Origin of the sequence: Trinickia symbiotica, assembly GCF_003028655.1 — a bacterium.
Taxonomy (GTDB): domain Bacteria; phylum Pseudomonadota; class Gammaproteobacteria; order Burkholderiales; family Burkholderiaceae; genus Trinickia; species Trinickia symbiotica_A.
The window spans coordinates 76,889-90,630 of the sequence record NZ_PYUC01000012.1; the positions used below are offsets into that span (position 1 = coordinate 76,889).

Annotated in this window: 11 protein-coding genes; 6 read left to right on the forward strand and 5 right to left on the reverse strand. The window is 66.2% G+C overall.

The genetic code is table 11. The features are described 5' to 3' along the window. Positions 1-7: 7 nt before the first annotated feature. The gene (gene acpS, locus C9I57_RS22735) at positions 8-433 is read left to right on the forward strand and encodes a holo-ACP synthase (protein WP_107152888.1); all 426 of its coding nucleotides are present in this window, start codon (positions 8-10) and stop codon (positions 431-433) included. After that, entirely contained in the window at positions 430-1,458 is a 1,029-nt protein-coding gene (gene nagZ / locus C9I57_RS22740; RefSeq protein ID WP_107152889.1) for a beta-N-acetylhexosaminidase, read from the forward strand. Before acpS ends, nagZ begins: the two co-directional genes overlap by 4 nt. Before the next feature lie 16 nt (positions 1,459-1,474). Here the strand turns inward: nagZ and C9I57_RS22745 are convergent, their stop codons facing one another. The 3 genes from C9I57_RS22745 to earP form a co-directional block, all read right to left on the reverse strand. Continuing rightward, a complete protein-coding gene (locus C9I57_RS22745; protein ID WP_107152995.1) occupies positions 1,475-2,857 on the reverse strand; it encodes a sigma-54-dependent transcriptional regulator in 1,383 nt (460 codons plus the stop codon). Between the two features lie 386 nt (positions 2,858-3,243). Then, positions 3,244-3,801: an elongation factor P gene (gene efp / locus C9I57_RS22750; RefSeq protein WP_107152890.1), complete on the reverse strand. Its 558-nt coding sequence runs from the start codon at positions 3,799-3,801 to the stop codon at positions 3,244-3,246. A gap of 127 nt (positions 3,802-3,928) precedes the next feature. Beyond that, a complete protein-coding gene (earP, locus tag C9I57_RS22755; protein ID WP_107152891.1) occupies positions 3,929-5,104 on the reverse strand; it encodes an elongation factor P maturation arginine rhamnosyltransferase EarP in 1,176 nt (391 codons plus the stop codon). A gap of 136 nt (positions 5,105-5,240) precedes the next feature. On the opposite strand from earP, the gene uvrC reads away from it, so the two are divergent. The 3 genes from uvrC (at position 5,241) to C9I57_RS22770 (ending at position 9,547) form a co-directional block, all read left to right on the forward strand. Next, entirely contained in the window at positions 5,241-7,298 is a 2,058-nt protein-coding gene (gene uvrC / locus C9I57_RS22760) for an excinuclease ABC subunit UvrC (RefSeq protein WP_107152892.1), read from the forward strand. 93 nt (positions 7,299-7,391) lie between these two features. After that, a complete protein-coding gene (gene pgsA / locus C9I57_RS22765) occupies positions 7,392-7,988 on the forward strand; it encodes a CDP-diacylglycerol--glycerol-3-phosphate 3-phosphatidyltransferase (RefSeq protein WP_107152893.1) in 597 nt (198 codons plus the stop codon). 260 nt (positions 7,989-8,248) lie between these two features. Further along, complete coding sequence (locus C9I57_RS22770; protein WP_107152996.1) at positions 8,249-9,547, forward strand: MFS transporter; 1,299 nt, start codon at positions 8,249-8,251, stop codon at positions 9,545-9,547. A gap of 70 nt (positions 9,548-9,617) precedes the next feature. Here C9I57_RS22770 and C9I57_RS22775 read toward each other — a convergent pair whose 3' ends face one another. Continuing rightward, on the reverse strand, positions 9,618-11,570 hold the full coding sequence (locus C9I57_RS22775) for a tetratricopeptide repeat protein (protein WP_107152894.1): 1,953 nt from the start codon (positions 11,568-11,570) through the stop codon (positions 9,618-9,620). Between the two features lie 136 nt (positions 11,571-11,706). On the opposite strand from C9I57_RS22775, the gene C9I57_RS22780 reads away from it, so the two are divergent. Next, entirely contained in the window at positions 11,707-13,491 is a 1,785-nt protein-coding gene (locus C9I57_RS22780) for an FAD-dependent monooxygenase (RefSeq protein ID WP_107152895.1), read from the forward strand. Between the two features lies 1 nt (position 13,492). Here C9I57_RS22780 and C9I57_RS22785 read toward each other — a convergent pair whose 3' ends face one another. Beyond that, entirely contained in the window at positions 13,493-13,735 is a 243-nt protein-coding gene (locus C9I57_RS22785) for a formate dehydrogenase subunit delta (protein WP_107152896.1), read from the reverse strand. Positions 13,736-13,742 lie beyond the last annotated feature (7 nt).

Here is a 13,742-nt window from a genome sequence, read left to right on the forward strand (position 1 = left end):
CGCGCGTATGGGAATCTACGGCATCGGCACCGACGTCGTTCAGGTGAGCCGCGTCAAGGGCGTCATGGAGCGCACGGACGGGCGCTTCGCCGAGAAGGTGCTCGGCCCCGACGAACTGCGCGTTTATCACGCGCGCCGGGCGCGCTCCGAGGCGCGCGGTCTCGCTTATCTCGCGACGCGTTTTTCGGCGAAGGAGGCGTTTTCGAAGGCGATCGGCCTCGGAATGCACTGGCCGATGACGTGGCGAGCCTTGCAAACACTGAACGAGCCGAGCGGCAAGCCCATGATCGTCGCATCGGGCGAGCTCGCGCAATGGCTGGCCGCGCGCGGCATCCGCGCGCAGGTCACGGTCAGCGACGAGCGCGATTACGCCGTCTCGTTTGTCATCGCCGAGACGGACACCCCCTGGAACAATCTCCCGACGGAGCAATGAAAAACACTTTGGGACCGGTCATGCTCGACGTCGAAGGGACGTCGCTCAACGACAACGACAGGCGGCGCCTGTCGCATCCGCTAACAGGCGGCGTGATTCTCTTCGCGCGCCACTTCGAAAACCGGGCGCAACTGGTGGCGCTGAGTGACGAGATTCGCGATGTGCGAGACGATCTCGTCATCGCCGTCGACCACGAGGGCGGACGCGTGCAGCGCTTTCGCACGGACGGTTTCACGGTATTGCCGGCCATGCGCCGCCTGGGCGAGCTGTGGGACAAGGACGTCCTCTTCGCGACGAAGGTGGCGACGGCGACGGGCTTCATTCTGGCCGCCGAGCTGCGCGCTTGCGGCATCGACATGAGCTTCACGCCCGTGCTCGATCTGGACTACGGGCAATCGCAGGTGATCGGCGACCGCGCGTTTCATCGCGACGCTCGCGTTGTGACGCTGCTGGCGAAGAGCCTCAGCCACGGCCTCGCGCTCGCGGGCATGAGCAACTGCGGCAAGCACTTTCCAGGGCACGGCTTCGCGGCGGCCGATTCGCATGTCGCATTGCCTGTCGACGATCGTCCGCTCGAGGCGATCCTGCGCGAGGACGTGGCGCCTTACGACTGGCTCGGCATGACGCTCGCTTCGATCATTCCCGCCCATGTCATCTACTCGCAGGTCGACGACAAGCCGGCCGGATTTTCACGGATCTGGCTGCAGCGGATCCTGCGCGAACGGCTGCGCTTTACCGGGGCGATCTTCAGCGACGATCTTTCGATGGAGGCCGCGCGCGCGGGCGGTACGCTGACGGAAGCTGCCGCCGCGGCGCTCGAGGCCGGCTGCGACATGGTGCTCATCTGCAATCAGCCGAGCGCCGCCGAGATCGTGCTCGAACAGTTGCGATACACGCCCTCGAAAGAATCGGCGCGGCGCCTTCAGCGCTTGCGCGGCCGCGGCAAGGCGCCGGCTTGGCACAAGCTCGTCGCGCACGCCGACTACGGGGAAGCGCAGGCGCTTTTGCGGCGCGCGTTCGGTTAGCCGGACCTCTGCGCGATCACGACATCTTCATTCGCTGCAGCTTGTTGTAGAGGGTCTTCGGACTGATGCCGAGCAAGGTAGCGGCCCGGTGGCGCGTGCCGCCGACGGCGTCGAGCGTCGCCCGGATCAGCAGATCCTCGACGTCCGACAGCGGCGTGCCCACCGTCACCTGCACGCTGCCGCCGTTCAGGCGCCGGCCGCCGACCGTCGTCGTCTCGTCGGCGCGCAGCGTGTCGACGATCTCGTCGGAGATGTTGTAGGCGCGGCGCACGCGCTCGTGCAGCTCGCGAACGTTGCCGGGCCAGTCGTAGGTCAGGCACTCCCGTATCAGATTCGGGCCGATCCGCTTGTGGACATGGGCGAGGCCGCTCGCATTGACGTCGCGATTGAGGTCGTCGACGAGCGCTTCGGCGAGCAGCACGGCATCGTCGTCGCGCTCGCGCAATGGCGGCAGCGCAATCGACGCGGCGTCGAGCCGCAGCCATAGGTCCTCACGCAACGCGCCGTCCGTCACGGCCTCGCGCGGAGACTTGCGCATCGTCGTCACGATCCGGCAATCGACGCTCACCTGACTCGTTCCGCCGACGCGCATGTAAGTCTGCGAATCGAGCGCCTTCGACAACGCCTCTTGTTGCGCAAGGGGCAGCTCCGCGATCTCGTCGAGCAAGAGCGTGCCGCCGCTCGCCTGCTCGAAAAGGCCCGGCTCGCGCCGCTCCGCGCTTGCCCCCAAACCGGGCTCCTGGCCGAACAGCAGGCTGTCGAGCCCGCGCTCGCCGCTGGGCTCGCGGGCGTAGGTGTGGCAATCGAAGACGACGAACGGACCCTTGCGCCGCCGGCTCATCTCGTGCAGCGTGCGTGCCGCCACTTCCTTGCCCGTGCCGGCCTCGCCGCAGATCAGCACGGCCGTCTCGGTCGGCGCGAGGCGCTCGATCGTGTCGTAGACGTGCTGGATCGCGTCGCTGCGCCCGATCATCGGCCCGAACCGGCCGAGCCGCCGCAGCTTCGTGCGCAGCATCTGCACCTCCTCCGTCAACTCATACGGGCGCGGGATGCGAGCGAGCAGGCTGCGCAGACGCGGTATGTTGACGGGCTTCAGCAGGTAGTCCCAAATGCCGTGGCGCAGACCTTCGATGGCGCTCTCGACGGTCGCATTGCCCGTCATGACGATGACGGGCAGCACACCGTCCGGCTGCGCCGGCAAATGCGAGAGCAGGTCGAGACCGCTGCCGTCGGGCAGGTTCAGATCGATCAGCACGACGTCTGGAATGAAACGGCTCAACGCCGCTCGCGCTTCCGCGAGCGAAATGGCCGTATCGACGGAAAATCCGTCGGCTGCGACGATCGCCGATAAACCGGACAGGCTGTTGGGATCGTCTTCGACAATCAGAGCATGTGGCATGACGGAGGCAAGCATTGAAGACCGGACGGCACCGGAATCGGGGCGCCATGCGCAGTCGGAAATCGTTTCATCGGGAAGCAGCTGAATTGTCTGGCAAGCACGTTTCAGGCCATCACGGTTTTTTCTATCAAAACAAGGTGTTGGGCTCGAATGTCATGGTGTCCTGCAGATCCCGCCGGTCCAAACGGTAAAATTCGACCGGTAAAGTTTTCTTAAACCATACACTACTCGTACGAAAAAAAAAGCGCCCTGAAGGGCGCTCGGATAATTCTCAACTCGCTGGCATGGCGCGGTTCGCTCGCGCGCCCACGGCTCGGCGGTTCGGGCAACCGTGCGCCGTCGTTCGCGCACTTTGCTCCGGTTGCCCGTGGAGGGCGGCGCTGCGCTTAGGCGCGGCTGCGGTATTCGTGCGTACGCGTATCGATTTCGATCTTGTCGCCGATGTTGCAAAAGAGCGGAACCTGAAGCTCGAAGCCCGTGGTGATGCGCGCGGCCTTCAACACCTTGCCCGACGACGTATCGCCCTTCACGGCGGGTTCCGTATAGGTGATTTCGCGCACGAGCGTGGTCGGCAGCTCGACCGAGATCGCCTTGTCGTTGTAGAAGACGACTTCGCAGGGCATGCCGTCTTCGAGATAGTGGAGCGCGTCGCCCATCATCTCTTGCTCGACTTCGAATTGGTTGTAGTCGGCATCCATGAAGACGTACATCGGATCCGCGAAGTACGAGTACGTCACTTCCTTGCGCTCGAGCACGACGACGTCGAATTTGTCGTCCGCCTTGTAGACGGATTCGGTGCCGGCACCCGTCAGCAGATTCTTGAGCTTCATCTTGACGACGGCGGCGTTGCGGCCCGATTTGTTGTATTCGGCTTTCTGCACGACCATCGCGTCGTTGCCGATCATCACGACGTTGCCCGTGCGGAGTTCCTGTGCGGTCTTCATAAAAAACACTGTCCTTGAAAAGCGAATGGGTCTTGCGAACGTACTCGGATCCGTACCCGAAGTGCATCGGAACTGCATCCGAAGTGCGTAGCGAGGGAACGCAAGGCCGTTGCAAATAGATAACCGCTTATTTTAACTGGGTTTTTATGAAACGCGCTAGGTTTTCCGCCAGCTCGCCGAGGGTCGCAAGCTCGTCGGTCCAGGCGGCCGCACGCGCTTGGTAAGCGGCGCGGTGCGACCAGAATTCGCCCCAGTCCACTGTTCCGGCCCCGTTCCAGGCATGCCAGAAGCGCTCCATTGCCGCTCGGGCCGCGGGGGGAAGCGGCGCCGCGTAGTGCGCGAGCGCCGCCGCGAGCTTCGGCAGATGCGCGTCGTCGGCCTGCGGATAGATGTGCCAGACGAACGGGCGGCGCGCCCATTGCGCGCGTACGAACGAGTCCTCGCCTCGAACGAAGTTGAGGTGACTCGCCCAAAGCAGCGCGTCGTACCGCGCTTGAGGAACGAACGCGAGCGCGTGCGCGCGCAAGCTGCCGCGCTCGGCATGCGCGCCCGACCCGGCGCCGCCAGGCGCGGCCGCGAACGACGACAGGCCGAAAAAACGGGCGACTGCGCCCGAGATCCGGCCTTCGGGCACGAGCAGGACGATCGGACCGGCGGCGTCGCGCCATTGCTCGAGCAGGCCGTCGACGACCGGGTTTTCATAGGCGAAGAGCGAGATCACCGTGGCTTCTTCGTCGGGCGGCGCCGCGCCCGTCGCCTGACGCCACCAGGCTTCGCGCGCGCCGGGCGAGCGCTCGAACGCTTCGCGCGCGGCGTCGAGCCCACGCTCTTTCAACACACCGCCCGTCCCCGGCCCCAGGCCGGGGAAGAAAAAGGTCTTCGTGAGCGGGTGACGCGGGTGCGGCGACGGCTTCAGATGGAACTCGGCGACCCAGTCCTCGCCGCTCAAATATTCGAGGTTGATCCAGACGGGTGCGCGTGCGCGCCGCGCCATCGCCGCGATATAGGCGGGCGGCAATTCGCAGGCGAAAGCCTCGATGACGACATCGGGCACGGCGATCGTATCGCCCGCGTGCATCGGCTCGCGCCAGCGTTCGATCGTGACGCCCGCGACCGTCTGGCGATCGCGCTCGATAGCGATGGCGGGCGCGAGCCGCGCGAACGTCCGCAGATCGTCGACGACGAGCCTCACCTGCCAGCCGTGCTCGTCGGCGAGCTCGCGCGCGAGGCGCCACGAGACGCCGACATCGCCGAAATTGTCGATGACGGCGCAGAAGATATCGCAGGCGATCGGGGCAGACATGATGCGGGCGGGCGCAAGCGGCGCGGTTATGCGGCGCTTGTCGCATGCGCAAATGTTCTAAACTGGCGATTCTAAAGCACGCTGCCCCGATGCGACGCCCTTCGGCCGCATTGCGCGGCGCACTGTCCGAATCCGCATGACCGAACCGCAAGATCAAGAGACCGTTTTCGAACCGAAGCGGGTGCTCGCCCAGTTGCCGCATCTGCCGGGCGTGTACCGGTACTACGACAAGCTCGGCGAGGTGCTCTACGTCGGCAAGGCGCGCGACCTCAAAAAGCGCGTGTCGAGCTATTTCACGAAGACGCTGCTGTCGCCGCGCATCGCGATGATGGTGACGCGCATCGCGCGTATCGAGACCACGGTGACGCGCTCCGAGGCCGAGGCGCTGCTGCTCGAGAACAATCTCATCAAAGCGCTCGCGCCGCGCTACAACATCCTGTTTCGCGACGACAAGTCGTACCCGTATCTGAAGCTCACGGGTCACGCGTTTCCGCGCATGGCGTACTATCGCGGCGCCGTCGACAAGAAGAACCAGTACTTCGGCCCGTTTCCGAGCGCGTGGGCGGTGCGCGAGAGCATTCAGATCCTGCAGCGCGTCTTCCAACTGCGTACCTGTGAAGACTCGGTCTTCAACAATCGCACGCGGCCGTGCCTGCTCCATCAGATCGGGCGCTGCACGGCGCCTTGCGTCGGCGCGATCGACGCGGCGGACTACGCGCGCGACGTGGAGAACGCCTCGCGTTTCCTGCTCGGCCGGCAAAACGAGGTCATGAATGAACTCGAAGCGAAGATGCATGCGTTCGCGGCCGAGCTCAAGTTCGAGCAGGCCGCCGCCGTCCGCAATCAGATGAGCTCGCTTGCGACAGTGCTCCATCAGCAGGCGATCGAAGTGGGCGGCGACAGCGACGTCGACATCCTCGCGGTCGTCGCGCTCGGCGGGCGTGTTTGCGTCAATCTGGCGATGGTCCGCGGCGGGCGCCATCTCGGCGACAAGGCCTATTTTCCGGCCCACGCCGACAGCGCGATCGCGGCCGTGGAGGCCGAGCTCGACGAGGACGAGAAGGAAGCGGGCGAGGGTGGGGGCGGGGGCGCCGTCGAGCAGCCGGCGCAGGCGCCCGAGACGGCCGCCGAGGCGATACCCGCACCCGGCATCGAGGCCGAAGTGCTCGATGCCTTCATCGCGCAGCACTATCTCGGCAACCGCATTCCGCCCGTGCTCGTGGTGAGCCATGCGCCGGCGAACCGTGAGCTCGTCGAGCTGCTGGCGGCGGAGGCGGGGCACAAGGTCACGCTCGTGCGGCAGCCGCAGGGACAAAAGCGGGTCTGGCTCGGCATGGCCGAGCAAAACGCGCGGCTCGCGCTCGCGCGGCTCCTCTCCGAGCAAGGGTCTCAGCAGGCGCGTACGCGCGCGCTCGCCGAGACGCTCGGTCTCGAATGCGAGGATCTCGCGCGTCTGCGCATCGAATGCTTCGACATCAGCCATACGATGGGCGAAGCGACGCAGGCGTCGTGCGTCGTTTATCGCGATCACAAGATGCAATCGGGCGAGTATCGTCGCTACAACATCACGGGGATCACGCCCGGCGACGACTATGCCGCGATGCGGCAGGTTCTCACGCGTCGCTACGAGAAGCTCGTCGAAGCGGCGGCCGGCAATGCCGACGACCGCGCCGCGGCGTTGCAGATCGACGCGGCGACCGATCCGGAGCGCGCGGCCGACGCCGCCGCACCAGCCGCAGCGGGCGGTGTGCTGCCCAACATCGTGCTCATCGACGGCGGCAAGGGGCAGGTCGAGATCGCGCGGCAGGTATTCGCCGAGCTCGGCATCGATCAGTCGATCATCGTCGGCGTGGCGAAGGGCGAGGGCCGCAAGGTGGGGCTCGAGACGCTCGTTTTCGCCGACGGTCGATCGTCGCTCGAGCTCGGCAAGGAAAGCGCGGCATTGATGCTCGTCGCGCAGATTCGCGACGAAGCGCACCGGTTCGCGATCACGGGGATGCGCGCGAAGCGCGCGAAGGCACGGCAGACCTCACGGCTCGAGGAGCTCGACGGCGTCGGCGCGAAGCGCCGGCAGCGCCTGCTCGCGCGTTTTGGCGGCTTGCGCGGCGTCGTGGCGGCGAGCGTCGACGAGCTCGCGAGCGTCGAAGGCATCTCGCGCCAGCTCGCCGAGCAGATTTATCGACAGCTGCATTAATGTGTCCGCGCGCCGGGAATTCCTGACCCGGGACGCCGGGATGCGATAATCGCGGCATTTACCGATCCCGCTCAAGCGCACCGCCACTCGCTCATGCCGTTCAATTTCCCGATCTTTCTGACATGGCTGCGGATCGTGTTGATTCCGCTCATCGTAGGCGTGTTCTACATGCCCGATACGGCGATGAGCGAGTTCTATCGCAACGTCGCGGCCTGCGCGATCTTCGTGCTGGCCGCGCTCACCGACTGGTTCGACGGCTATCTCGCGCGCAAGTGGAACCAGACGTCGGCGTTCGGCGCCTTTCTCGATCCCGTCGCCGACAAGCTGATGGTCACCGCGGCGCTGCTCGTCCTCGTCCAGCTCGCGCGGATCGAGGCCGCGATCGCACTGGTCATCATCGGCCGTGAGATCGCGATCTCGGCGCTGCGCGAATGGATGGCGCACATCGGCGCGGCGAAGAGCGTCGCAGTCAATCGGCTCGGCAAGTTCAAAACCGTCTGTCAGATGGTCGCGATCCCGATGCTGCTCTATTACGGCCCGTTGCCGCTGGTGCCCGGCCGGTTCGTCATCGATACGCGAGTCTGGGGGATTTGGCTCATCTACGTCGCCGCGATTCTGACCGTTTGGTCGATGCTTTATTACATGAAGCTGGCCTGGCCGGAGATCCGCCAGCGCGGCCGTGCACTCTAAGCATTCATCGTCAAACCGGCCTGAAGCTCGGAACCCGCTGTACTTTGGGGTGGGTCAGTCGGCCCCCGGCCTGAACGCCGGTTAGGGACCATGGCTCGATCGACCTAGGGTGAACCCTGATGTGGTAATCCCTAGGTTCGAGTACGATCTGAGCCTTCGCGTTCATGGCCCGCTTTTGCCGGATCGCCACGAACGGTTGCCCTTTCCTCCCCTCGTCGCCGTGCCTCGAGCACGCCGGCGCGTTTTTTCCCGAGAGCGTCATGTCGTCCAGCGCATCGCCCGCACCGCACGCCGAATCGAAATTCCTCACGGTCTTTCGCGTGGTGAGCGGCAACTTCCTCGAAATGTATGACTTCATGGTCTATGGCTATTACGCTTCGGCGATCGCCAAGACCTATTTTCCGAACGGCAGCGATTTCGTCTCGCTGATGCTGTCGTTGTCCGTGTTCGGCGCGGGCTTCATGATGCGTCCTCTCGGCGCGCTCGTGCTCGGCGCCTACATCGACCATCACGGCCGCCGCAAGGGTCTCATCCTCACGTTGTCGCTCATGGCGATCGGCACGCTCGCCGTCGCGGCCGTTCCCGGCTATGCGACGATCGGCGCGCTCGCGCCGGTGCTCGTGCTGTGCGGCAGACTGCTGCAGGGCTTCTCGGCCGGCGTCGAACTGGGCGGTGTCTCGGTCTATCTTTCCGAGATCGCAACGAAGGGACACAAAGGGTTTTATTGCTCGTGGCAGTCGGGCAGCCAGCAGGTGGCCGTCGTCTTCGCGGCCCTTCTTGGCGTGTTCCTGAATCGTCTGCTGCCGGCCGATCAGATGTCGGCCTGGGGTTGGCGCGTGCCGTTCCTGCTCGGCTGCCTGATCGTGCCGTTCCTGTTCCTCATCCGGCGCTCGCTGAAGGAGACGGACGAGTTCCTCGCGAAACGGCATCGGCCGTCGATCGGCGAGGTCTTCAAGTCGCTCGTGCAGAACTGGGGCGTCGTGCTGGGCGGCATGGGGCTCGTCATCATGACGACGGTCTCGTTCTATATGATCACCGCCTACACGCCGACCTTCGGTAAGGAGGTCCTGAAGCTCTCGTCGATCGACACGCTCGTCGTCACCGTCTGCATCGGGCTTTCGAACCTCGTCTGGCTGCCGGTCATGGGCGCCGCCTCCGATCGGGTCGGGCGTCGTCCCGTGCTGCTCGTCTTCACGATCCTCACGATCCTGACCGCCTATCCGTCGGTGCATTGGCTCGTGGCCGAACCGTCGTTCGCGCGGCTGCTCGCCGTCGAACTTTGGCTTTCGTTCCTGTACGGCAGCTATAACGGTGCCATGGTCGTCGCGCTCACCGAGGTGATGCCGAGCGACGTTCGCACGGCCGGTTTCTCGCTCGCCTACAGCCTGGCCACGACGATCGGCGGTTTCACGCCCGCCATCTCGACCCTGCTGATTCACGAAACGGGCAACAAGGCCGCGCCGGGGCTCTGGATGGGCCTGGCCGCCGTCTGCGGGCTCATTGCCACGTTTGCGCTCTACCGGTCGCCGGAAGCGCGCAATCAATACAAGATGGTTTGACCGGGTGGGATCGCGAGGGAGCGCGTTCGGCGCTTGATTCCATTTGATGGATTCGACGCCCGCCCGCGCGTCAAGCGCGGCCTGGCGTCTCTTCGAGCAGGCGGGCGGCCGTCCGCACCACTTCATCCCATGCTCCCGGCGCGCGTTGCCTGACGAGCCGCGCGCTCGGGTACCACGGGCTTGCGTCGGCGCCGATCTCCCGCAGCACTTCGCTTTGCGGGGCGAACCACCGCCAATCGGCCGCGAAAGGCAGCATCAGCAACAGCGGTTTGCCGAGCGCGCCTGCCAAGTGCGCGATCGACGTATCGATCGAGACGACGGCATCGAGGCCGTCAACGATCGCAGCCGTATCGGCGAAATCGCGAATCCGGTCGTCGAAACGGTGAATCGACGCCGCGCGCGGATGCGCGTCGAGCGCGCGCCGTTCGTCGTCGCTCAGATGGGGCTGCAGGACGATCCATTCGATATCGGCCAGCGCTAAAAGCGGCTCGAGCGAGGAGAGCGGCATCGAGCGCGTTTCATGCCGCTGGATGCGACCCGACCAGGCGAGCCCTACCTTGCGCTTCGTCGGCCCGCCCGGCAGATTGCGCCATCGATCGCGGTACTCGTTCGGCACGCCGACATAGCGGCTCGCGGCCGGCAACGAGTCGGCCGTCGTGCCGAGCGCGAGCGGCAGACTCAGCAACGGGCAGTGCAAATCCGCGTCGACGCGCGCCTCCCCGCGTTCCACGACATCGACGCGCCAAGCCTCGGCGAGCGGCGCGACGAGCGGCAGCAGTTCGCGCTGCACGGCGAAAACGATACGCTCGACGCGCCCGCGCGCGAGCGGAACGAAGCGCATGAATTGCAGCGTGTCGCCGAAGCCTTGCTCGGCGTCGATCAGCAGTCTGCGATCGGCGATTGGCTCGCCTCGCCAGCGCGGCAGCGTATCGGCCCGCTCGTCGAAAGCACGCGTTCGTTCGCTTTCCCCTGCGCCGGCGTCATCGTGCGCAGCTTGCGCGCGTGCCGCGCGGACGAGATCGAGCCGCGCCTCGTAGTCGCGAAGCCCGCGATCGAAGTCGCCGAGCGCGAGCCGCGTCATGGCGCGATTGAGACGCGCCGAGGCCAGCTCGGGACGCAGCCGCAACGCCTGATCGTAAGCACGCAGCGCCGCCTCGTGCGCGGCTGTCGCATGGTGGGCATTGCCGAGGCTCAGCCAGGCGAGGCACAAATGCGGATCGAGTCCGACCGCGCGCTCGAGCGCGGCAATCGCTTCGGCATGTCGGTCGAGCGCGGCCAGTGCGTTGCCGAGCCCGAGCAGCGCGGGCGGAAACCGCGGATGCAGCGCGAGCGCCGCTTCGAACGCCGCCACGGCTTGCCCATGCCGGCCGATCGCGTCGAGCGTGTTGCCCAAGTTGAAATGCGCCGCCGTAAAGCGGGGCTCGGCGGCGAGGGCCCGCTCGAAATGGACGACGGCTGCTTCGGCGCGCCCGAGCGCGGCGAGCGCCATGCCGAGGTTGTTGTGCGCTCCCGCGTGCCCGGGACGCAGCTCGAGCGAGCGCGTGAACGCGTCGATCGCTTCTTCGTGGCGTCCGATCGCGTGCAACGCGTTGCCGAGGTTGTTCCAGATGGAGGCGTCGTCGGGCGAAAGGCGCAGCGCCCGGCGAAACGCGTCGACGGCGTCTTCATGGCGGCCGATTACCGCGTAAGCATTGGCCAGGTTGTAGTGCGCGAGCGCGAATCCGGGGGCGAGCGTGAGCGCGTTGCGAAAACGCTCGATGGCGCCATCGAGGCGGCCGAGCGCCTTCAGTGCGTTGCCGAGATTGAGCTGCAGGCCCGCATCGTCCGGGCGCAGCTCGACGGCGCGGCCGACGAGATCGGCCGCTTCGGCGTGGCGTCCTTGCTGATGCCTCAATACGCCCAGCAGATGCAGAGCATCGGCGTGAGCGGGGTCGGCGTCGAGCGTGGCGCGATAATCGCGTTCGGCTTCGGCGAGCCGACCGTCGCGGTGAGCCGCAAAGGCGCGGGCGAAAAGTGTATCCATTGGCAATGGCAATCGGCGAAGGCGGCATTTTCCCATACCTGTGCCCCGTTGCCGCTCGGATGCATTGCCGCGAGCCTCCGGCCGGGTCGCGGCCAGCGTACACTAGGCGACGTGTCATGTTCGCCGGAGAAGAAGCATGGCCGCCCCTCTCAACGAGCAGCCGGTGTTGATCGTCGGCGCGGGCCCCACTGGGCTTGCCGCCGCGATGAGCCTTGCGCGCGCGCGCATTCCCGTGCGCTTGATCGATCGAGCGCCGCGGCCGGCGCAACACTCGCGTGCGATCGGCATCCAGGCCCGAACGCTCGAGCTTTTCGAACAGCATCGCGTGGTCGAGCCGTTTCTCGAAGCTGGCCACCGGCTGCGCGCGGCTAATCTCTATTCGAACGGCCATCGGCTCGCGCGGCTCGACTTCGATCCGTTGCAGACGCGCTATCCCTATTTGCTCGCGCTCGATCAGACGGTCACGGAACGCATTCTGACGGACCATCTCGCCACGTTCGGGGTCGCGATCGAGCGCGGCGTCGAGCTCGTCAGTCTGACGCAGGGCGCCTCGCGCGTGGAAGTCGGTCTTCGGCAAGCGGACGGCCGCGAGGAAACGGCGCATGTGACGTATGTGGTTGCGGCCGACGGCGCGCACAGCACCGTGCGGCACCTGCTCGGCCTCAACTTCGCGGGCAAGGCGTTCGAGCAGACGTTCATGCTCGCGGACTTGCATGCGGACTCGGATTTGGCCGATGACGAGTTCCATCTCTTTGCGTCGGGCGACGGGCTCGCGGCGATTTTCCCGCTGGGCGGCGGGCGTCATCGATTCATCGCCGACAATCCGCCGGGCGACCCCGACGGCGCGCCGCCGAGACAGGAAGAGGAAGAAGCGAGCCGTGTGCATGCGAAGGGCATGGCCGTGATGGCGGAGGGCGAAGCGCACGAGGTGGCTGCCGCCACCTCCATCGAAGCGCGCGAGCCGCCGGCGCCGCCCATCGAGCGCTTGCGCGCGGCCGCGCAACGACGCATCCACCGACCGCTCGAATTGTCGGCGCTCGAGTGGTCGTCGTATTTCAGGCTCCACAGCCGAATGGTCGAGAAGCTGCGCGTGCAGCGCGCCTTTCTTGCCGGCGATGCCGCGCATGTTCACAGCCCGGCCGGCGCGCAGGGGATGAATACGGGGATACAGGAGGCGTTCAACCTCGGCTGGAAGCTCGCGCGCGTGCTGTCGGGCCACGCGCCCGAATCGTTGCTCGACACTTACCAGACGGAGCGTCATCCGATCGAACGCGATGTGCTGCGGCAAACGAGCTTCATCACGCAACTGGCCGAAGCCGAGCGCGGCCCGCTCAAGCTGCTGCGCGATCGGGCAATGCCGATGCTCGCCGCGTTCGGTCCGCTGCGCGACGCGGCGCGGCTGATGGTGAGCGAGCTGTCGATTCAGTACCGGCGCAGTCCGCTGACGCTCGAGCGCGTGCTCGACGGCGGCCCGCGTGCGGGCGAGCGGGCGCCCGACGCGCTCGTGCAGGTGATCGACGGGCCGCTCGGGCGCGCGCCGGGCACCGGATACATCTACGATCTGCACGACCCCGCGTGCTACACGCTGTTTTTGCTCGTTGCGTTGCCGATCGATGCAAGGACGCGTGTTGACGCGACGGGCGCGCTTCCGCCCGAAGCGGTCGGCGCCGATGGCGATCTCGAGCGCCTCGCGTCGACGATCGACGGCGCCCTATCGGGCGCCGTGCGGATCTGGCGCGTCACCGACGCGTCGACGGGCGGAGGGCCGTCGTTGACGGAGGCCTACGGGCGCACGCGGCCCGCGTTCTACTTGCTGCGGCCCGACGGGTATCTCTGCGCGCGCGGGCGTCCCGCGTCCGACGCGAGCGCGCTCTTGCGGCATTGCGAGACCTGGTTCGCGGCCGCGCGCAAGCAACGATGATTCATGCCGCCTCGCGCGGTGTCAGTTCGCTGCGCGCTTTCACGAGCGCCTCTTTGACGATCGGCAGCAGCGGGGCGCTGGCAGCCGGATCGTCGAGCATGGCGAGAATCGTGCGCCGCATGCGCGGCTCCCAGAACTTGTGAATATGGTCGGCAATGCCGGCGAGCGCCTCGTCGTGAACGGGCATCGATTCGAAGAACTCGCCGATGCGGTTCGCCATGTCGATCAAATGGTGCTGGTTCATGGCGGTC